The organism is Leucobacter sp. 7(1) (assembly GCF_900163635.1).
Lineage (GTDB): Bacteria > Actinomycetota > Actinomycetes > Actinomycetales > Microbacteriaceae > Leucobacter.
In genome coordinates, this window is sequence record NZ_FUID01000094.1 from 1 (window position 1) to 21613 (window position 21613).

Consider the following 21613-nt stretch of genomic DNA (forward strand, 5'->3'; position numbering starts at 1 on the left):
GGTCTCCCAGAACTGCTCCTGCAGCCCGAAGAGGTCGAGTTGCGGTTTCTCCCAGGTGCCAAGGGTCGGGTTCCACACCGCGAGGGGTTGCGCCTTCGGGGGTTGCATCTCGGGAGTTGCATCTCTCATCGTCTCCTCCTTCCAGTTTTGCGCGGATTGCGGGTGCGGAGAGCAGCCCGCGGACGTTCTCGATCACAACCCACTGGGGTTGCAGTGCGTCGATCGCTGTCGCCATGTGCGCCCAGAGGCCGGAGCGTGTTCCGGGTTTCAGGCCAGCCATCTTCCCGACCGTGGATACGTCTTGGCATGGGAACCCGCCACAGAGGATGTCCACCGATGGGACGGCGCCCCAGTCGATGGTGGTGATATCTCCGAGGTTCGGGGCTTCGGGCCAGTGGTGGGAGAAGACGCGGGCGACGGGTTCGTTGATCTCAGAGAACCAGATCGTCTTCGCCCCGAAGACTTCCTCGACGGCGAGATCGAGTCCTCCGTAACCGGAGAACAGCGACCCGACACGCAGCGGTGCGGCGGGGTCGGTGAGAGCCGTATCTGCCATCGGCAAGCCTCCTGGTTCGGTGATCCCCGGAGTCGCGTTGCCACTCCGAGCTGGTCACCGATCAGGTGCACGACCGACGCCCAGACCGGTCGCCACCACTCCGCGTGCCGCGCCCGAAGGTCCGCTCGTCTGATCCCTTCGCGGTTCGCTCGAACGGGTTGTCACGCCTCTTGCAAACGAGGTTCGCGCCGTCACTGAAACCGCCTCTCGGGCGGCCTGCCGATGGGTGCGGAGGTTCACCTCGTGAGCAGGATGAAGGTGGTGAGCGGTGACGGTTTCGATGAGGGTGATGTCTGCTGGCGACGGCTACAAGTACCTCCTGCGCACCGTCGCCACGGGGGACGGTGACCGCGCACTCTCCACACCACTCACGAGGTACTACACAGAAGAAGGAACTCCGCCGGGTCGCTGGATCGGATCAGCGGTCACGGCGCTCGGCGGCGGCACGATCGCCATCGGCGATGAAGTGACCGAGGAACAACTGCAACGACTGATTGGCCAAGGCATCGACCCCGTCACCAAGGCAGCTCTCGGCCGCGCATACGGCAAGTTCCCCACGGCGACCGAGCGCATCGAGCGCCGAATCGCGAACCTCGACACCGACCTTCCGGTGATGGAGCGCGCCGAAGCCGTCGCCACAATCGAGGCCGACGAGCGTGCGCGCGGGGTGCGGAAGGCAGTTGCGGGGTTCGATTTCACGTTCTCGATTCCGAAGTCCGCCTCAGTTCTCTGGGCGGTGGCAGATGCGGGAACGCAATCTCTGATTGCAGACGCACATCACGCAGCGGTTGCGGAGATGGTTGCGTACATCGAACGCGAGGTCGCGGCAACCCGTGTGGGCGCGGTGGGTCGCAACGGGGCTGTAGCGCAGGCGGAAGTCTCCGGTGTGATTGCGACCGCGTTCGATCACTACGACTCGCGGGCAGGCGATCCGCATCTGCACACCCACGTGGTGATCTCCAACAAGGTGCAGACCGTTCACGATGGCAAGTGGCGCTCTCTTGACGGGCGCCCTCTGCATGGTGCGACGGTTGCGTTGTCGGAGTTGCACGAAGCCGTGTTCGCGGATCACCTCACCCGCACGCTCGGCGTCGCATGGGAGGCGCGGGAGATGGGTCGTGACCGCAACCCCGCCTGGGCGATCACCACGGTTCCAGAGGAACTCGTCGCGGAGTTCTCCACGCGCGCACGTCACATCGATGTCGAGACTGATCGGCTGATCGCAGAACACGTCGCCGTGCATGGTCGCAGACCATCACCTGCAACCATTGTTCGATTCCGCGCTCAAGCAACGTTGTCCACCCGTCCCGAGAAGCAGGTTCGTTCCCTTGCCGGTCTCACGACGTTGTGGCGGGACAGAGCGACGTACCTCCTGGGTGAAGACGCGACACGATGGGCGCGCACCGTGACCAAGAACGACGCGCCACTGTTGTTGCGCGCTGACGACATCCCTCTGGACGTGATCGACTCGCTCGGGCACAGCGTGGTCGAGGCAGTCGGTGAGAAGCGGGCGACATGGCGAACGTGGAACCTCACCGCCGAAGCAGCACGCCAAACGATGTCCTACCGGTTCGCCACCACTCGTGACCGGGAAGTCGTCGTCGGTATGGTGGTCGATGTCGCAGAGCACGCGTCCCTGCGCCTCACGCCACCCGAGCTCGCGTCGAGCCCTGCCATATTCCGTCGAGCTGATGGGAGCAGCCGGTTCCGGCCGACAGGATCGACGGTGTACTCCTCAATCGAGGTGATGGCTGCGGAGGATCGACTTCTCGAGCGTGCCCGCATCCTCACCGGCCCGACAGTCTCTATCCGGACCATCGAGAAGATTGCGCGCCGCATGGATCGTGATGGCCGGGTGCTCGGCGATGACCAGGTTGCAGCGCTTGCACGGATCGCAATCTCTGGAAGGGCGGTGGATGTCCTCGTCGGGCCGGCCGGCGCAGGAAAGACAACAGCAATGCGCGCCCTGCGCACCGCATGGGAACGCGAGCACGGGCGCGGCAGCGTCGTCGGGCTCGCACCGTCCGCGGTCGCCGCGCAGGTCCTCGCTGACGATCTCGGTATTCGGACGGAGAACACTGCGAAGTGGTGGCAAGACCACCAACAGGCAGACGCGACCTTCACGCAAGGGCAACTCGTGATCGTCGACGAAGCATCACTCGCCGGCACCCTGTCGCTGGATCGAGTCACCGAACACGCCGCCGAGGTGGGCGCGAAAGTCCTGCTGGTAGGTGACTGGGCGCAACTGCAATCCGTCTCCGCAAGTGGCGCGTTCTCCCTCCTCGTCCACGACCGCGACGACGCCCCCGAGCTCGTCGACGTGCACCGCTTCGTCAACCACTGGGAAAAGACCGCCTCACTCGATCTGCGCCACGGACGCACCGAAGCGATCGACGCCTACGCCGACCACTCGCGCATCACCGGCGGAGGCACAGAGGCGATGATCAACGCCGCCTACACAGCCTGGCGCGCGGATACCCTCGCCGGTGCGGCAACCGTATTGATCGCGGACTCCAACGACTCCGTCCACGCCCTGAATCAACGCGCCCGCGCAGATCTCATTCTCGACGGCACCGTAAACGCCATCCGAGAAGTCGCCCTCCACGACGACGCCCGCGCCGCCGTCGGCGACACGATCATCACCCGCCACAATGACCGACGCCTCCGCGCCGGCCGCGGATGGGTGCGCAACGGCGACCGATGGACCATAATCGACGTTCGCGACGACGGATCACTCATTGCACGCCGAGCCGGGAGCCGAGGAACCGTCCTCCTGCCAGCGGGGTATGTCTCGGAGAACGTTGATCTCGGATAGCCGAGGTGCCCCAAACACACTCACCTGTGATCCTGCGCGTGTGCGCAGTTTTAGTCTACTGGCGACTCACGGACATGCCGCCTAAGCGCCGGTGATGCGTTGACCGCACGGAGGTCGCTGGCCTCTCTCCCGGGCGGTCAGCGCACAATGGGAGACTGGGAGAAGACACGTAACCGGAGATTGGAGCATGGCTTGGCGGTTCCGCAGTCCAAGGCTGAGTTGCTGTACGCCGTCGAGGACGGATACGGCAAGCTTGCCCGCGATCTTGTCCGGGTGCCCGAGACGCGGGCGCGTGAGATGTCATTGCCAGGGCACAAAGCCGAAACGATGATGAGCCCGGCTGATCTGGTGGCGTATCTGATCGGCTGGAACGAAACGGTGCTGTCCTGGCACGAGCTGCGGAGCCGTGGGATTGAACCCGAGTTTCCAGCTCCGGGGCTCACGTGGAATCAGCTCGGTGACCTTGCTCAACGCTTCTACCGCGACTACGCCGACCTGTCGTGGCCCGAGTTGCTTGAGCGTTTCGAGCAAGCGAAGTCCGGCATTGTCTCCCTCATTACCGGACTCAGTGACGAGGAACTGTATGGAGAGCCCTGGTACGGCAAGTACACGGCAGGCAGGATGATCCAGTTCAACACTTCTTCGCCATACGCCAACGCGCGCCGCCGTATCAGGGCCTGGCTTCGAGAGCAGTCCACGACCGCGTAGCGCATCAGAGTCCGCGCCCCGGTCCTTCCCGTCGCGAATTGCTGGGGTGAGAGTCTCGCTCGAACGGCTCTTGGAGTTGTCGCGCCCGCCTTGCTGCCTGCTGCCGCTTCTGCTCCTGTTCGGCGCGGTTAGCCTCGATGCGCCGGGCGGCGGCGTTGACGGGAAGGCTGCGGAGTTCGTCGGCCTCGGCGCGGTTCAGGGCGGCTCTCGTGCGGGCGTTCTGGGCGTTACGGTGCGGGTTGGTGGTGCGCATTCCGAACTGGTCGCGGCGGGCTTCGTCGGCTCCGAGTTCGATGAACAGCAATGCCATACGCTCCTGGCGGTGTCGCTGCTGAGTCATCCTGCGTTCGGCGTGCGCTGCTTCGACAGCACGGACGGCATCGCTCACGCGGGGGTCATCCTCGGCTTTCCGTGCCGCTGCCTGCGCCGCCCATGTGTGGAGCCCCAGGCGAGTACGGGGCGGTTCATCGCCCCAGCCGTCGCGTACCCACTCCCACTGAGCCTGCGCCTGCTCCTTGGCGGCCTGGTGCTCGGCGCGGACTTTGCGCTTGCCGAATCTGCCGACAGTCGAGGCTCGAGCACTGGTGGTGGCTTCGTTCTCCACGGCATCGAGGTAGGCCGTGCCGTCCTGCTTTGCTTGTTGAACGAGCGGTCCCGTGAGCTCGGCGCGCACCTGCTCGGCCGCGACCTCGGCCACGTGGATCGCGGCGGCGTCTTGCTCATCTTCGGCGCGATGCGCGTCGCGTTGGGCATCAAGGCGTGCGGTGATCCGCTCCCACCTTTCCGCCTGACTCTGGGCGCGCACGGCCTCCCGGTCGAGGCGAGCCAGTTCTTCGGTAACGAGCTTGACTGGGCCATCGGTGATGAGGCTTCGCACCGCTTCGACGGCTTGGGCGGTGGCGTGATCGAGACCCCGGTCAGCGGGGTCGCGTTCCATCGCCTCAATGAACCGCGCCCGGGCGTCTGAGATGTTATCAGCGACGACGTGCAGCCGGTTGGTTTCGCGGCCTCTGGTCATGCCGACGTAGACGCCTGCCGCGCTCGTGGCCTCCGACAAGAAGGTGTGGGAGGTGGTGACGGTTGCGCCCTGGACACCGTACGCGGTCGCCGCGTAGGACAGGTGCGCATGCTCTGCCACATACTCGGATGGGAGGGTGACAGTGCGGGGGTTCTTGCGGCCACTGCCGACCTCGCGGGCGTAAACGGTGCCGTCATCGGTGACCTGCTGCACGACCCATTGCTGCCGGTTCGCGACTCCAAGCGCGGTGTCGTTCCTCCGGGTCTGGATCGCATCGCCTCGACCGATGGGGAGGCCATCACTGCCGGTCACCGTCACCGCGTCATCAACCTCGCCACCCTCGATGCGCCCAGCGCGGATGCGCTCGTTCAACTCGGCGGCTTCATCGTTGGTGGCGACGGTGATGGCTTCGCCGTCGTGGGCATGCTCGGCGATGTGCTCGCGGGCATGCTCGTCATCAGCGTGCAACATCACCAGCCCCATCGCGGCGAGCTGGTCGAACACCTTGCCGGGGATGTCGCGGTCACGCATCGACAACGTCAACGCCGCGTACTCGGCATCGGTGAAGCGGTGCAGCTCGGTCATGTCATAGGTGCGGCCCCCGATCTGCGCGGCCATGTCGAGCACCCCACCACGGCCCACAGCAGGCAACTGTGCGCGGTCGCCGACGAGCGCGACCGTCGCCCCCACCTCAGCCGTCACAGTCAGGAGGGCGCGGGCGGTGTCTTGGTCGAGCATCCCGGCCTCGTCGACGAGCACTCGCTCCCCCCGCGACAGTCGCGCGTGCCTCGGCGGGCCGGTGTAGTTCCGTCCGCTGTCAGGGTCGCTGTCGCCGGGGTTGAGGCGTGTCCATACGCCGTCAGCGTTCCATCGCCATCCGTGCGCGTACACGAGCGCCGCAACCGACGTTGCAGGAACTCCAAGTTCTTCCTCAGCCACCTGCGCGGCCTTCTTCGTCGGCGCAACCACCCGCGACACTCGGCCGTGCTGAGCGGCCACTTCGATGGCGGTGCGCAGCATCGTCGTCTTCCCGCTACCCGCCGCTCCTTCCACGATCACCAGCGGATCGGCCGAAGCAACCGCCGCTGCTGCGACCGCCTGCCCTTCATCCAGCCCAGCCGCTTGCGCGGCCTCGGTTATATCCGGGGGTTCCGGCTCCCGTTGCGGTGTCGCGGCGGTGAGTTGGTCGCGTAGTGCGGTCTCGGCAGCGACCACGCTGAGGCTGGTCAGGTGCGCGACATGCTCCGGCGCCGCCGCGTCTGGCGGGAGGACGGAGAAGCAATCCGAGACGGCAAGCCCGGTCGCCATAGTGATGAACTCCCGCAACTCAGCGGACGTCGCCTGCACGCCGTGCTCGGTGATGATCCGAGTGACGTGCTCCTGGATAACGTGCCGTGTCCACGTCGAGGATGCGGCGGCGGTACGGTCCAGTGCCCGCGATGCAACCTCCCGCACGGTCAGGTCATCCACCGACACCACCGGTAGCACCGTACGGCGTTCAAGGCCTGCGGGGTCGTATCCGGCGTCGCGGAGTTCCTGCATCCACCATCGCTCGTTCTTCAGGTCAGCGGGCCTCTTGCCGGGCCGCTGGTGCGTCCACGCGATGCCCTGCAACCGCGCCGTCATCACCGGGCCAAGCGCCTCGCCCGGATGCTGGGCTTCCCATTCGGCTTCGAGCCGGTCGAGATTCCGTCTGATCTGCGCCGACCGCTTCGACATCACCGCGTTGAACGGCTCCAACTCGGTCACCTCACCGCTGGCCGGATTCAGAGTCAGGCCGTGCTCGGCGAGCGTGCGCGCGAGCTGTGGGTGCGCGGCAATCACCGCCGCACCCAACGCGCGGATCGCGCCCTGCTGCTTGAACAACGCGGCAGTATCCAGCGCCCGCCACTTTCCAGCCGCCCACACCCGCGTGCCGATCTGCATGTGGATATGCCGGTGCGGATCACCCGCACGCGAGGTCTTGTGCCGGATGCCGACGACCTGCATGCTCTCGATGGGCACGACCTCTCGCGCCTGACGAGAGCCGACCCTGGTCACGGAGTGCTGGCCGAGCCACCGCCGTATCTCTGAGAGAGCGTCCTGCTGGGCGGCGTCCAGCGCTGCCGACACGTCGGGGTGGAGGGCGGCGGCTACCGACAAGCTCTTGGGGGCGTTGATCGTCATCTCCGCGAACAACGGCGACCCCTTCGCGCCCTCGGTGGCCGTGCGTGGGGTGCCCATCAACTCCTCGGTGACGGGGTTGGTCCAGTCCACCCATCCCTCGTACTCGTCCGCCGCGAGCGATCGGGTGGCGGTGACCTCGCCTCTGCCGTCGAGCACCGCATACTCAGCCACCGCGTTGTCAGCGCCGAGGTAGTACTCGTCAGCGCGGGAGCGGTCGGCCTCGACATAGCGGCGCGCGGCAGCACCGCTGCCGCGGAACAGGATCACCCCGCCCTTCACCCTGGCCTCCCTCATGAGTCGTCTCATGAGGAAGGTGCGCACCACGGCCCCGCCGTGGCATACGTGCATTCAATTCAATTCAATTCAATTCAGGAGAGTATGTGAATTCAGGAGAGTATGTGAGATGTTGGAAGTATCCGAATCGGCGGTTGTGTCCGAAAGAAGAGGTTGGAAATCGGGCGAGCACTTGGAGGTGGTTCGCTTGAAAATAATTCGCCATCGGATTGGCGAGAGGGTTTGTGAATGATTCAGTTCAGGAGTCATAACAAGGCAGAAGCGAGATGAGTTTCTTGGTCTTGCCGGTCGAGAAGTCAGCTGCTGAGCGCCAATGGGGAGGTGATGTCCTGCTTATGTTTGGCCGGTATCGTACGGGACAAGGGAGATATTTTGGAGGTTATTTTGGCACGTCAACGCCTGATTAGGATTGGTATTTGGATTGTGGTGGTCCTTGCGTTCATCGCTTGGGCTATATCGTTGGCGATTCGAGCACCGTGGACGCCGTGGTTTACAATCGTTCTTTGGTCTGTGATCGGCATAGGCTTGGTGGTTCGGGTCGTGAGGGGATCTAAGCAGAAGCACGAGCCGCTTGATGCTTTCCACGACATGAACCAGATCTATCTGGGACGCACCCAAACACCGCGCGTTGATGGAACCTCACCGAAGAGCGTGGAGATTGGGCACCCTTTCCCTAGCGATGAGCTTCCCTCCCGCCGAGAAAATCAACTGGGCGGTGAGGAACCTCCCCACCGCCCAGCGTCATAGCGCAGTTTGCTGATTACTGGTACATGCCAGCGGCACCTGTAGGCACCGAGTAGGACAATGCCTTGACGACTTTCGTTGAGGCTACTTCGCCCCAGCTCACGGTGCCACCGCCAAAGCTTCCGCCGCCGCCGCAGCCGAGTCCGGCGAAGTATTCATCCCAAGCGGTGCCACCGCCCGGCAGATGACGAGCCTGGTAGCCGCGTCCCTGCAGACACGCAGAACCGAGAGAATTGAAGTCGACCGTCCAGTCGTAGCCCGCGGTGGCGGAAGGCGAGATGCCGATAACGGAGCATCCCGGGTTGGAGGTGTACCATGTTCCGGTCCCCGGAGCTACCCAGCCCGTCCAGCAGCTTGCGAGGGCTGCCCTGTCAGTGATTGACACCATCGACAGCTCGCTAACTAGGCCGTCGGCACTGACGACCGAGAGGTCATCGACCGCTACCGGGCCTTTATCGTCGATCACCACGGCAGGGGCCGTTGGATCAAAGCCGGGCATCACAGCGATATCGGTTGGCTCTCCGTTAATGAAGACCTTGTCTGCGGTCGGCTTCACGGGGGTGTATTCGATATCACTTTCAGCCTGGCCCGGCTCTGGCGGCGCAGAGCCTTCGGTTGCATACGCAGGACTACCCAGCGCAAGTATCATGGCAGACAGTGCGGCCGTCGCACCGATCCCGATACGAGTCTTCCAGGATGTCTTCACGACAATCACTCCTAAATCACATTGAGTTTCAATTAGGCGAGGTCCTCTTCGATAGCGCTACCTTCAACGTATGTCATGAAAACTCAAAATGCCACTTGTGTTAATTTTCCATCTCTGATCATCAACGCTCGTCGAGCCTTGAGCGTGAAGTGGCACCTCAACGCTATTCTCCGATGTCGGAGCCCAGGACCCCAGAAACGTTTGAAGCGCACCAGTAGTGACTCCTGATCAATTGTGGCAAGGTGGAATGGAACCAGACCCCGACGCCACACCCTGTCGAGAAGCGAGTTCGGGGGCAGGAGCGCCGGGAGGATACAGGACCGTGAACATGATCGAACAGACCACGCAGACCAACGCAGCCTTCGCAAAGAAAATGCAAACTTCCGCAATTTGGCTCCTCGTGCTTGGCATCATCGGAACCATGGGTGTGACGGAGCTCCTCACCCAGCTCAACGTCCATTACCAGGAGTTGCTGGCTGTACTGAGATTCTTTAGCAGGGTCGCCACCTTCTTCGCGCTGCCACTGTCGGCGGCACTGCTCGCCGGAGCAATGATCATGCGTCGGCTCCCTGAGCGGGATTGAGGCACCCTTCTGAACTGTGCGGGTGTTCTCACTAAAAGACCAAAACCTGCGACCCACCGGCCGAGATGCGCCGGTTCAAGCTCGACCAAATCTCGTCAGAGCGCTCCTTCGAAGCGAATGTCATGCAAACCAGTCCTGCGCCGTGTGCTTCACCGGGCAGCTCACTTCCTCGGAGCAAGCTCTAGTGACGGCCTCATGGCGCAATCACACAGGCTGGGAGCAGATTAGACGCAGCACTTTGTAGCCGTTTCGTATCCGCATTCGGCAGACGCTCAGAAGTCTCAGATCATCCGCCTCCGTGGGGCGGCAATGTGGCGACATCCTGGCAACGAACGCTAGCGACGAGGCTTTCCCCGTCGCACTTGACACGCTCAAACTCCCTAAAAAACACAGGCAGAAACACTGTCGGGCAAGCCGATTCCCCTTTCGCAGCAGTAATGCGGGTGGGCGCGGAAGCTCCTACTTCGCGCCCAAGGGAGTCTCTCTGGATGACGTCAGTTCTTTTCGGTCCCGCCACTGTGGCGGCACCGCAGGATCAGGGGTTTTACGGTTTCGGGGTGAATCGTGACGGTGGAGCCACTGTGGCACCACCGTGCGACCAGGGCTTTCTTTGTCTCCAGGTGAACCGTGAGCGTTCTACGGTCCCGTCGATTCGGCGACACCGTGTGTCCCGGGGAAAGCCTCCATCTGGATGAATCACGGGGGTGCCGAATCAGCACCCCCGTGATTCATCTACGTAAAAGCGGTTCGGAGGTGAGTCCGACTCTGGTGCGCCAGCGTGGTCTTGAATCAACACTCCCGCTGGTTGTGAACCGCGTCAGCCGTGCGGCCCCTGATTGAGTTGTGTGAGCATATATAGTAGCTCACGTTTCTAAGGGATACCAGATGCTGTGGTTGCGCACCTATCGGGTATGGACATCATTACCGATCCCACACCGGGCCGAACTGTTCCCGCAAGCGACCGGTTGCGGTACTCGCAGACGCCGCGCGCGCAGGCTTCCGCCACGCTTGGTGCGCGACTGGCTGTTGCGTCACGTCACGCACAGGGTCTGGCAGCGGTGGTGCGTGATCCGGTTGTGTTGGCTGAACTGCGAGGGCTGTGCTCCGCGCCTCGAACGACGAACCGTGTTTTAGGCGAGACGCGAGAAAGCCCCGCGCCCTGAACCGTCGAGTAGTCCAGAGCGAGGAATTTCACCACGCCTGATCATGCTGGGAGTTAGGCGCGCCAGATCAACTCGACCCGGTGAGCAAGAACTTCGGTGCGGTACGCAGCTCGGCGAAGATGAAACGCCTCAACGCTCTCGTTGCGCCGACGAGCCGGAGTCGCACCGTTCATACCCTCCGGGAGCGCATGAACAAGCACCGCCTGCATGATCAGGCTCGTCGCCTTATACTGCCACAGTGGGGTACGGCCTTGCCATTCAGCGGCAACCGTGGTGACGTCGATGCTCGGCCCGGTGTGCTCGGGCATCGTAGCGGTGTACTCGCGACGGGTGGCCTCGATCCGCTCCGCAATCCTCGCACGTTGCCGCACCCACATCGCCTTATCGATCAGCCCGTCATAATGATCATCATCCAACTGCGCCAGACGTTCACGATCTGCTTCGAGCGTCGCCGTGAGCCCGACGCGCGCCGCCAGGTCAGTACCGGAGGCTTGGCGTTGAGTCGGGTGGAGAGTGATCTGTTCGAAGGTCGCCAGCACCGCTTCCTCTACGAGTTTTGAGATGTCGGCGGAACGAATCGACCGGTTGCACCCGCCCGGCGTCGGTGGCACGCACTGGTACACGTTGCCTCGGTGAATCATCGCTGTTCCGCACTCGGAGCAACGAATGAGACCCGAGAACGGGTACATGCGTTTCGCAGCGCCACTGCCGGGTTGATGGAAGTTTCGGGCCTGCTTCCTCGCGTCAAGCACATCGGACACTTGCTGCCAGGTCTCTTCATCGACAATCGCAGGCCACGCCGCCTGCACCTGCATCTTCGAGGACTTCGCACGCGTGCCATCGGGTAGCACGGGCCGGTACTCACGCACTCCCTTGTTGGAGGGGTTGCGCAGCATCAGCTTGAGTGTCCTGTCCGACCATGCGCACCCGTGGGTGGTGAGTATGCCGCGCTCGTTCCAGTCTTTGCGAATCCGGTACAGGGAATCACCGGCCAGCACCCGCTGCATGGCCTCGGCCACCAGCGGCCCGGTCACCGGGTCAATGAAGAGGACACCGCTCTCGGCGCGGTATCCGAACGGCACCCTGCCTCCATGCCAGGTCCCCTCGATGGCTTGCTGCTTCGCCGCCCTCGCCACACGGCGGGCCGTGTCGGCAGAGGACTTGTTCGCCATCGCGACGAGCACCCTGGCCATCGCCACATCGGAGTCGGTGTCCAACCGTAGTGAGCCAGTTACCGAGCGGACGGTGAAGCCGCCGAGGACTTTCGCGTCGATCAAGTCCTCCAAGTCTCTCGGGTCACGCACCGCCCGATCCAGGTCGTACGCGATCATCACCTGCGATTGCCCATCAGTAAGGTGTTTGAGCATGGCCCGGAACTGGGGCCGGATCACCCGCCGCACCCGCTCACCCGACAACAGTGTGATCGTGCGCTGCTTAAACGCTGACGTGTCGTTCTCACGAAACACGGCTGCGACTTCCCACCCATGCGCGGCGGCGTAGGCGCGGCAGTCCGTCTCCTGCCGATCAACGCCACGCCCGCTACCCTCGGGGTCGTCGCTGATCCTGACGTACACCACCGCCCGCAGTGGCACCGTGGTCTGTTCTTGTTCGTTGTGGCCCATGCTTCGGCCCGCCTTCCTTCTCGTGTGAGAGGTAGGTGGGTTTAGGGAACCTCGGCTACGCCGTCACCGCACATAGAGCCCAAGGCATCACCACCGACACCTCCCACGTCCTCGCCGACTCCTCCACCACGAGGGAAAACCTCTACGTCGCGATGACCCGCGGGCGGCACACGAACCTCGTCTACGTCGCCACCGACCGCCCCGACGACAACCACGACGTGCCGCACCCCGCAGACGACCCCGAAGCGACCGCGCGCACCGTCCTCTACGGAGTGCTCCAGCACGTCGGCGCCGAACTCTCCGCACACGAAACACTCACCGCAGAACAAGAAGCATGGGGATCGATCGCCCAACTCGCGGCCGAGTACGAGACGATCGCGCAAGCCGCCCAACACGACCGCTTCACCACCCTCCTCAGACACTCCGGACTCACCGACGAGCAGACAGAAGACGCAATCCGCTCCGATACGTTCGGCGCGCTCGCCGCAGAACTCCGTCGGGCGGAAGCGAACCGCCACAACGTCGATACGCTCATGCCGCGTTTGATCGCAGCCCGAGAGTTCGCGGATGCCGACGATATCGCCTCGGTGCTTCACCACCGCCTCGCCCGCGCTATTGCCAGACCTGCCGGCTCCGGGCGAACCAGCAAGCCGCCACGCCTGATCGCTGGCCTCATCCCCGAAGCGACAGGCACCATGAGCGTCGACATGCGAATGGCCCTTGCCGAGCGCCGCGACCTCATCGAGCAGCGAGCTGATGCGGTGCTCGACCAAGCCGTCTCCGAGGGTGAGGAGTGGACACTTGCGCTCGGAGAGAAGCCAGTAGAGCAGCGCACTGCGACCGGGTGGCGACGGCAGGCGCGGACCGTGGCCGCCTATCGCGATCGATACGGCATCACCAGTCGCTCGCCGCTCGGTGCAGCGCCCGACAGCGATGCGCAGAAGATCGACGCAGCCCGCGCGAAAGCAGCACTGTCCACCCTTCGCCGGATAACAGGGCCGCAGCCAGAAGTCGAGATCCCGACATCGCAGGCACGCACCGGCCGGGGCGTTGCGCTCTGAACGCAGCCCGGCCCGACTTCACTGAGCCTTCCGTACGTAGTGAGTGCGACGTACAGTGGAAGAACAAGCAAGGCGGCTTTCAAATGTGTGTCGCCGTCACCCCGAGCGTGACGGCATGATCGCCCAATACGGGCAGTCCTTCAAGGTTCTTTGTCGCCAGACCCCTTAGAAGAGGACTGCCGTCATGATCCGCCAACTCTGGACCCTCAGCATCCACGCCCGCACGTTCCTGCGCCGGTACATGCCCACCAACATTCTCCTCGACGCCATCCGAACGAGACGAGGACTCAAGTGGGGCGTGCCCGCGATGCTGCTCGCGGTGCCCTACCTCCTGGCAGCGAGTGCCTTCACGACCCTCATCGCAGACGGCGGCCCCGGATGGCTCAACCTCCTCGTCCTCCTCTGCCTCTGGAACGCACTGAAGTTCCTCGCGATGGGGCCTGTCAGCCTGGTACTTCTGACCCGAACCCGTATCCAGGAGCATCGCGTCCGGAGCATGGTCGTAGCGATCGGTGAGCATCACCGCGGTTGATCTACCCGTACCGGAACTCCCGCCAGCGGTCACGACATCGGTTTTGTTGAAGCCTTCGGCGACGTTCGTCAAGCTGAGCACTTCGAAACTGGAGGAATGAACAAAGAACCACAGCCCGACCGGCACGGCCTAGAACCGCTCCTGAACATCAACGAACTCGGCGACTACCTTGGCGTTCCCATCTCAACCATCTACGACTGGCGCACCAACGGCAAAGGTCCCCGCGCATATCGCTTTGGCAAGCGCATCATGTTCGGCGTCAACGACATCCGAACCTGGATGGGGGCCATGCGCGAGCCAGACGTCCAAGCTCCCGGCGCCGCCACCTTTCCCGGAGCGGAGGGCACGCGTGGGTAGGCCCCGCACCCCTATCGGCACTTTCGGAGTCATCGCGACCTCCTCTCAAGCATGCGGCAACTACGTGGCACGAACCCGATATCGGGACTGGGACGGGAAGAATCGACTTGTTCAAGCCACCGCCTCCTCACGATCCGCCGCCGAGCGGAAGCTGAAGCAGAAGCTCGCCGAACGCTCCCTCTATCAACCTGGCTTCAACGGGATGAGCGCCGACAGTCCCTTCCCGGAACTCGTCGCCTACTGGCTCGAAGACATGGAGATCGAAGACCGCCTCTCGCGAACCACACGAAACCTCTACGAACGAGACATGCGCACCCTCGTGATGCCGACGTTCAAGGAGCTGACGCTTAGAGAAGTCGGCGTCGCCCGCTGCGACTACTTCCTCAAACAACTCGCCAGACGCAGCTACAGCCGAGCCAAGCACGCCCGAGTTGTGCTCCGGCTCGCGCTCGCGCTCGCCGTCCGCCACGAAATCCTGCCCCGCAACCCCATGGACCACGTCTCCCGTCTACACCGGAAGAAGACCATCCCAGACGCGTTCACCATCGATGAGGTGCAGGACATCCGGGCAGCGATCAAAGCGTGGGAGTCGCGCCGCATCCTTTCGGGGCCGCGGCCGGATCGACAGATCGGACAGATCGTCGAGGTCATGCTCGGCACCTCGGCGCGCATCGGCGAGGTTCTCGCGATCCGACTCCAGGATCTTCACCTGGATGGCCCGATACCGACCGCACGGATCGCTGGAACGATCATCAGCCGCAAGGGCGAGCTCACCCATCGTCAGGATCATCCGAAGACCGATCGTTCAGTTCGCCGCGTCGCCCTGCCTTCTTTCGCGTTGCACGCAGTCCGCTCACGTCTTCTCCGAAGCGGAGAAACCGATCCGGATGCGCTCCTCTTCAGCACGCGAGCCCGGACGCCGCACACAACGAACAATATCCGCCGGCTCCTGCGCGATGTGATGGATGACGCTGGGATTGAGAATGTCACACCGCACCGATTCCGCCGCACTGTCGCCACGGTCGTCAACGATGCGCAAGGCGCGCTACTTGCTTCCGAGTTGCTCGGGCACACCGATCCGCGGATCACGATGCAGCACTACATCCAACGCAACGAGACCGTGAACCCCGTCACCGCGGAGCACCTTGAGCGAGCCTTTGGTAGGGCCGGATAATGATGCTCGCGAACGTTGAGCGACACCAAGGGGCCGATGGTATCGCTAAGGCGCTGTCCTCAGGATGTGGCGCGTCTCCCGCTTCGGCAAGGCCGAACATGGCAACCTTGGATCAAGGAGTCGAGGCCAAAGGACGGGAGAAGGTATGCGCCGCGTGCAAGTTGGTCTCCATAGTCTTCAGGCCTCCGAGGCGCTCTCTTCTTACTGGCATCTTGCGGCGGAACGTCAACAGGTCTATCACGCACGATTGCAGAGGAAACCCGCACCCTGGACTGACGACCCGATAATCTCGCGCTTCCGCTTTACGAACGCATATCGTGCCGCTGATCGTGTGTCCCAGGACTTGATACGAGTGGCCTACACGGGCCCTCAAAACGCAGATGACGTCGTGCTCCGAGTTCTGCTTTTCCGTTTTTTCAACAAGCCTTCGACATGGGAGACGCTTGAGTCTCAGTTCGGTGAAGTCACAGCTGCCTCCTTTGATGTCGAACAATTCAGCGGAGCTCTCGATCGCCTGCTCGCACGTGGCGAAAGGGTGTACTCGGCCGCGTACATAATCCCGCCGCCCCCGTTCGGTGCAGCGCGTAAGCACCGAAACCATCTCCTCCTTGTCGAACACATGATGAGATCAGGAGTCGTCGCACAGGTAGCTGCGGCCAAGTCGCTCCGCGAAGTGTTCGAGACAATCCTGTCGTTCCCGTCGTTGGGCCCGTTCCTTGCATATCAGCTCGCGATCGACCTCAACTACACCACGGTGATCGATTTTGATGAGAATGACTTTGTTGTTCCAGGCCCAGGCGCCCGCAGCGGGATCGCAAAGTGCTTCCCAGATCTTGACGGAGCACCCGCTGAAGACGTCATTCGTTGGATGGTTGAGACGCAGGAAGAACAATTCGTCCATAACGACATCCAGTTTGACGATCTGTTTGGTCGGTCGTTGACTCTTATCGATTGTCAGAATCTCTTCTGTGAAACTGACAAGTACGCACGAGTAATGCATCCTCAAATACGAGGCATCGGAAATCGTAGTCGGATCAAGCAGCAGTTCTCGCCCCATGGACTGCCAGCAACTCCGTTCTTTCCTCCAAAGTGGGGTATAAACGGGCGAGCCTCAGCCAGGCTAAGTCAACATGCATTGATCGTCTGAGTTTTAGGTATCAGTGCTGCCTGTGATTGGGTCGACCGAAGTACTCTGTCGCAGCGGTGGCAAGTCCAGTGTCTCCAAGTCTCTCGATCATGCGATCGAGAGTGTAGGGTCCGGCGCCCCGTTTCGCCGCCCAGAATAGATCGATCATTCGAATGTAGGAAATCAGAAGAGGGTCAGTAAGAGCGCATTCGAGTTCTTTTAGCTCTTGTCCAGCGCGTAACTGACCTTCAAGTCGCATCCACTCTTCTAGCTCCCGCTTCAACTGCTCCCAGTCGGTATCGAACCGGGCTTGCGCCTCAACGCCAGAACGTTGTCCAAGGTGTTCCTGAGCCCGCACGACTTCACGAGCTCGCTCGAAATGCCGTTCATAAAGGTGCAGAGAGGAGCTAAAGAAGACAAGACGGCCGGGGTCAACACCGAGCCAACGCGCCATCATTTCAAGGAGTAATGTCCACTCGAAGGCGTTGATACCCGAGAACCCCCACCAGATATCGGTGCTGCGGGCAGCGATATGTAGATCGAGGCGCCCGTCTCGGGCAAGAAAATGGAGCCAGTTGTTGCATGGGATGTCGCGGCTTTCAACGAAGTCGCGATCAGGGTCGTAGATACTGACGACCGCGCGTCGCGAGGAAGGATCAGCGCGGAGAATGCTGACTATTTGCGCCAGCTGGTCTATCCCATTCCAGTTCCGCAACCTCGGACCGTAGCTAGCTCGCCAAGTAACTCCGTCGTCAGAGAATTCCGAAGCCCGTTTCAAGTACGCTCCGAGGTATTCCAAATCATTGCGTCCGCAGATTACCCACATACTTTCAGCAATGGATGAAAAAACGTTGTTGTGCCGGCGAGGCACAACAATATGTCGAGCACGGACGTTCGAAATTTCAATGAGTCGCGCACGCAACTCGAGTGTGTTTTCGCCTCGAACCTTGAAGCTTTCGCCTGACTCAGTGATGCATCGCAATTCTTCTACAAAGGCAGCTTGGGTGTCAGCGTAAATAGTCACGATAGGTCACCGCTCGCTTCCGTGCACCGCTAAACCGCGACTCAGAAGAGTCTCAATCACCAACGCATTTGTTGATTCTTCAGTGTCTGCCGGAATGACAACGGCAAGATCAGAATGCTCTTTGACGATCGCACGGTAGCCTGCTTCGACACCATCGGTGTTGTTGTTGTCAAGATGATGGGGTTCGAGGAACACGAAAACGACAGAAGGTACGACTGGAGCCCAAATCGTCTGGATGAGTTCACGAAAGCTCGTCTCAGACAAGCCTGACTGCTCCACCGAGCCTCCGTACCAGCCGTAAGCAAGGGTTGACCACCACCAGCGGTCGAGGATCAACGACTGATTTTCGATCGCCCTCCTAAGCTCCAAAATCGACTCTGCATGGCACGCCAGGTGTGCGAGTTGCTGGGCCAGCCCGGACGTGGGTTTCTCAGCCACAGCTTCACCTTCTAGAGCCGAGTACAAGGTCTTGGTGAACGGCGTGAATCCACTTGGCATATGGGCGAACACAGTCGAGTCGGTATCGACAACAGTTCGGAGCCTCTCAAGTTGGGTGGACTTACCCGTCTTATCGAGTCCCTCGAAGATGACCACAGACCCCGAACGGATGCTGAGTTTCGTGTCCATCATGCTGCAGCTCCTTTGCCTCGCCAGCGTGGCTTCTAGGCCATGTCAGAGGTCACCCCTAGCATGAAAATATGCGGAATAGAGGGTTCACGGTCGGAGGCGCAACGGCGCGTCGCCTTGGCGACCCCTGGCGAGAGCTCGCAGACACCGGACGCGGCTACCTCTCTGTCTACTTCTCGGATCCTCTTGCTCGATGGCCGGTCCGTGAGATCACCCGCCCAGGCGACAACAAGAGCGACCCGAACATCGAGACAGGGACGTACGGACTGTTCTCAACGTGCGAACCGTCGATGCGAAATCGCATCGTCCACGACGGTGCCGCTACCGTGTTCTTCCTAACAACCCGGAGAAGACACCAGGGTCGGGTCGTATCCGGCTACTATCACGTCGGCTGGTACACCGAAGGCACGCAGGGAGCGGTCAATCGCGACTACGCGCTCGGAGCGGAGACGATGCGCTTTATCGACCCCATTCTTGTATCCGACCTGCCCGAGCCCTTGTCGATGATCTGTGGCGCGCAGTTCCGGACGATGAAGCCAATCGACCCTGCGGCGACTTCCGCGCTTCGCAAACTCTGCGACGAGCGGCCTGACCGTACAACGGAGTACCTGAACGAAGTAGCTCGTGTCGAGAGCTTCGCACGTGCCCGATCTGGGTACGCATACCCTTCGTGGGGTCGCGAGAGCGGCTTCACTTGGCAAGACGCCGCAGATTATTACCAGACCGACACGGAGCTATCCAAAGTCCCAAACAGCTCCAAGAACCGCAAATGGCGATGTCGAGAGTGCGGTTACGTGATCAAGAGCGGGGCTTTGCTAAAGAAGTGCCCCCTCTGCAAGCAGATGGCAACTCTTGTGCCAGCAGAGGAGGACCTATGACCCGCCGCGTGTTCATCAGCTACCAACATGCAGACCAGATGAAGGCACGTGGTCTGAACCTGATGACTTACAACAAGAACGTCAATGTCGACTTCACTGGACGCCATTTGCTGGACCCTGTGAAAAGCCAAGACTCGGACTACATAAGCCGAAAGATCAAAGAAAAGATCAAGGGATCGTCCGCAACGATCGTGCTCATAGGCAAGGAAACGGCCCAGAGCGAGTGGGTTGAGAAGGAGATTCAGTGGACCAAGGAACAAGGCAAGGGAATAGTCGGGATAAGAATAGACCCCAATGCGACTATTCCTGAAGGTCTGACTGATTACGGTGCTGAGATCCTCGACTGGAACGCGCCCTCTGACGTCAATCAGTTTGACGATGCGATCGAACGAGCTATCGCTGCCACCTCTCGGGGCAGGAACATGCCGATGAACACACAAACAACATGCGGGCGATGAGCTTGATGCATCACCAGACCTGCACCAGGAAAAATCCAACTTTTGGGGTGATGAAGTGATAGTCGTTTACGCAGGGGTGCAAGCTGACGAAGACGGGCGAGAACCGGCTCGATTGCCGGAAACGGTCGAGGACGAACTTCTGACGCGGCTTAGAGGACTCCTTCAATCCCTCAAGCCAACCCGCTTAGTTGGGGCATTGGCCTCAGGCTCAGACATTCTTTTCGCGCGGGCAGCACTGTTAGAAAGCATTCCGCTACGAGTTCTCCTTCCATTTGCCAAGGAGGATTTCAGGAAAACCAGCGTTGAATCTCGAGGTACACGTTGGCTAACGCATTTTGACCGAATAGTTAGTGATACTGCCGTTGAATTGGTCGAGGGAAATCATCCTGTCCGAGAAACGGTCGAAGCGTTCAACGAACACAACCTCACAATGCTTGATGATGCCCGTGCTTTGGCCGAAGGGACCGACGAGCGTCTTTGGGTCATCACGATTCGCCCGACTCCAAATCCGGAGGAACCGACGGTTACGGACAATCTTGTCCTGCGAGCCGAGGAGAGAGGGCACTTCACGCTCGATTTGTCTCCTATCCACGATCAGTTATCAGCTTTCATCGTCATGCCCTATGGGGTGAAGAAAGACGTTCGAAGCGGGAAGAAGGTTGACTGCGATCCGGCCTTTCACCGGATATATCGTCCGTTACTGGAAGACGCTGATATTAGCTGGAACAGGGCAGATCTGGAGACCGACAGCGGGATTATTCATTCCGGCATGATCGCTGCCTTAGCTAACTCGGATCTAGCATTGGTTGACCTCACAGCCGCGAACTTTAACGTTGCGTATGAGCTCGGCGTGAGGCACATCTTCGCCGACCGTTCCACAGTTCTGGTTAACCCACATGTTGAAGGACAAGCGCGGCATGCGCCACCATTCGATATCAACATGATCCGCATTCACTCGTTCGTTCGGGGCCAATCGATTTCGGATATGCAAGCTGAAGATGCGATAAAAGCACTTCGCCCGGTCGTTCGACGTGCCACTGCTGAGCTCGAAATTGACAGCCCAGCTCATAGCTGGTTCGACCTGGCTGCTGTGAAGCGGCCCTTCTCCCAGCTTTCCCAACTTACCGCCGCCTTGACTGCTGAGAATGGTGCGCGCGAGAAGATTGGGCTGGCGATCAAGTCCTCCGACCCCGACGCGATGAAGGCTGCCGCGGAGTGGTTGAGCAACGCGACTGGAGTTCACGAAGGACTACGCCGTAGCCTTCGGATCGAACTCGCAATCGGACTACATGCAGAAGAAGACTACGCGGACGCGCGAGCTCTGCTAGAACTTTCCCAACCAGGTCTGGACGATCCACTACATCGAGTCTGGCTCCAAGAATGTGTCATGGTATACCGGCGTCTAGGTGAGGATGAGCGTGATCCTGTAGCCCGACAGGGACTGTGGCGGACAGCTCGTGGGTATCTTGAGGATGCTGAAACCGCCGGATACGTGGATTCGGAGACTTACGGTAGCTGGGGAGGACTGCTAAAGCGGGAACTAGAGCTCCAGCTCGACAACGGTGATCCAGCCGTTGCAAAGAACCTCTTCCGTGAGATGGCGGAGAAATATCGTGCGGGCTTCGAAGGCGATCCCAGCTTCTACACCGGGGTCAACTTGCTTATGGCCCTACGCCTCAGTGGGCGAGATAGAGACGAGTCCTTCCGTGAGGAGTTCAACGAGATCCTTACGGTGTCACGATTCCTAAACAAGATCGCGATTGCGGACGGGCCCACCGATTATTGGGCGCTTGCAACACGCGCGGAGCTCACGCTGCATGAGTGCCTTGAGAGCGGCAGGCCCATCGACGAGGCTGCTGAACAGTTCGCCGAAGCAGTTCGCCATGGTAGAGCCGATCAGATCCGATCCACGAAGTATCAGCTGAATTTCTTGGCTAGGCACGGGGACCCGGAAGAGGTCATCGAACGACTTAGATTAGTAATAGAACAGGCTCGATAGGG

The 21613-nt window shown here is 61.3% G+C and carries 16 protein-coding genes and 1 pseudogene; 11 read left to right on the plus strand and 6 right to left on the minus strand.

The annotated features are described in order from the left end of the window. Positions 1-556, minus strand: a 556-nt coding sequence (locus FM113_RS16425; RefSeq protein WP_140393396.1) for a DNA cytosine methyltransferase, incomplete at its 3' end; no start/stop codon positions are given. A 280-nt stretch (positions 557-836) separates the two neighbouring features. Between FM113_RS16425 and mobF (FM113_RS16430) the strand changes: the two genes are divergently transcribed. Beyond that, entirely contained in the window at positions 837-3371 is a 2535-nt protein-coding gene (mobF, locus tag FM113_RS16430) for a MobF family relaxase (protein ID WP_087015928.1), read from the plus strand. 192 nt (positions 3372-3563) lie between these two features. Continuing rightward, a complete protein-coding gene (locus tag FM113_RS16435) occupies positions 3564-4079 on the plus strand; it encodes a ClbS/DfsB family four-helix bundle protein (RefSeq protein WP_041650241.1) in 516 nt (171 codons plus the stop codon). Between the two features lie 4 nt (positions 4080-4083). Here the strand turns inward: FM113_RS16435 and mobF (FM113_RS16440) are convergent, their stop codons facing one another. Together mobF (FM113_RS16440) and FM113_RS16445 are read right to left on the minus strand one after the other, a co-directional pair. Continuing rightward, on the minus strand, positions 4084-7557 hold the full coding sequence (mobF, locus tag FM113_RS16440; protein ID WP_087015916.1) for a MobF family relaxase: 3474 nt from the start codon (positions 7555-7557) through the stop codon (positions 4084-4086). A gap of 760 nt (positions 7558-8317) precedes the next feature. Continuing rightward, on the minus strand, positions 8318-9007 hold the full coding sequence (locus tag FM113_RS16445) for a hypothetical protein (RefSeq protein WP_041649090.1): 690 nt from the start codon (positions 9005-9007) through the stop codon (positions 8318-8320). A gap of 328 nt (positions 9008-9335) precedes the next feature. On the opposite strand from FM113_RS16445, the gene FM113_RS16450 reads away from it, so the two are divergent. Then, complete coding sequence (locus FM113_RS16450; RefSeq protein WP_140393397.1) at positions 9336-9590, plus strand: hypothetical protein; 255 nt, start codon at positions 9336-9338, stop codon at positions 9588-9590. Positions 9591-10806: 1216 nt separating this feature from the next. On the opposite strand, the gene FM113_RS16455 is transcribed toward FM113_RS16450, so the two are convergent. Continuing rightward, a complete protein-coding gene (locus FM113_RS16455; protein WP_013350259.1) occupies positions 10807-12375 on the minus strand; it encodes a recombinase family protein in 1569 nt (522 codons plus the stop codon). 47 nt (positions 12376-12422) lie between these two features. Between FM113_RS16455 and FM113_RS16460 the strand changes: the two are divergent. The 5 genes and pseudogenes from FM113_RS16460 to FM113_RS16480 all read left to right on the plus strand — a co-directional run. Continuing rightward, positions 12423-13436: pseudogene (locus FM113_RS16460) on the plus strand (C-terminal helicase domain-containing protein); the annotation flags it as partial. 184 nt (positions 13437-13620) lie between these two features. Then, a complete protein-coding gene (locus FM113_RS16465) occupies positions 13621-13968 on the plus strand; it encodes a sulfate permease (protein ID WP_087015917.1) in 348 nt (115 codons plus the stop codon). 96 nt (positions 13969-14064) lie between these two features. Then, a complete protein-coding gene (locus FM113_RS16470) occupies positions 14065-14325 on the plus strand; it encodes an AlpA family transcriptional regulator (RefSeq protein WP_176387274.1) in 261 nt (86 codons plus the stop codon). 64 nt (positions 14326-14389) lie between these two features. Continuing rightward, a complete protein-coding gene (locus FM113_RS16475) occupies positions 14390-15499 on the plus strand; it encodes a tyrosine-type recombinase/integrase (RefSeq protein WP_254909061.1) in 1110 nt (369 codons plus the stop codon). Between the two features lie 145 nt (positions 15500-15644). Then, the gene (locus tag FM113_RS16480; protein ID WP_087015919.1) at positions 15645-16646 is read left to right on the plus strand and encodes a nucleotide kinase domain-containing protein; all 1002 of its coding nucleotides are present in this window, start codon (positions 15645-15647) and stop codon (positions 16644-16646) included. Between the two features lie 10 nt (positions 16647-16656). Here the strand turns inward: FM113_RS16480 and FM113_RS16485 are convergent, their stop codons facing one another. Both FM113_RS16485 and FM113_RS16490 read right to left on the minus strand, forming a co-directional pair. Then, positions 16657-17649 carry a thymidylate synthase gene (locus tag FM113_RS16485; RefSeq protein ID WP_176387275.1) on the minus strand — a complete coding sequence of 331 codons (993 nt, stop codon included), beginning with the start codon at positions 17647-17649 and terminating at the stop codon, positions 16657-16659. Between the two features lie 6 nt (positions 17650-17655). Further along, on the minus strand, positions 17656-18279 hold the full coding sequence (locus FM113_RS16490) for a hypothetical protein (RefSeq protein ID WP_087015921.1): 624 nt from the start codon (positions 18277-18279) through the stop codon (positions 17656-17658). Between the two features lie 68 nt (positions 18280-18347). Here FM113_RS16490 and FM113_RS18250 point away from each other — a divergent pair, with 68 nt between their 5' ends. The 3 genes from FM113_RS18250 (at position 18348) to FM113_RS16500 (ending at position 21611) form a co-directional block, all read left to right on the plus strand. Next, entirely contained in the window at positions 18348-19154 is an 807-nt protein-coding gene (locus tag FM113_RS18250; RefSeq protein WP_176387276.1) for a rubredoxin-like domain-containing protein, read from the plus strand. Then, the gene (locus FM113_RS16495) at positions 19151-19612 is read left to right on the plus strand and encodes a TIR domain-containing protein (protein WP_176387277.1); all 462 of its coding nucleotides are present in this window, start codon (positions 19151-19153) and stop codon (positions 19610-19612) included. Before FM113_RS18250 ends, FM113_RS16495 begins: the two co-directional genes overlap by 4 nt. Before the next feature lie 76 nt (positions 19613-19688). Beyond that, positions 19689-21611 (plus strand): tetratricopeptide repeat-containing protein, encoded by a 1923-nt coding sequence (locus FM113_RS16500; protein ID WP_140393398.1) that lies wholly within the window; start codon positions 19689-19691, stop codon positions 21609-21611. Positions 21612-21613 lie beyond the last annotated feature (2 nt).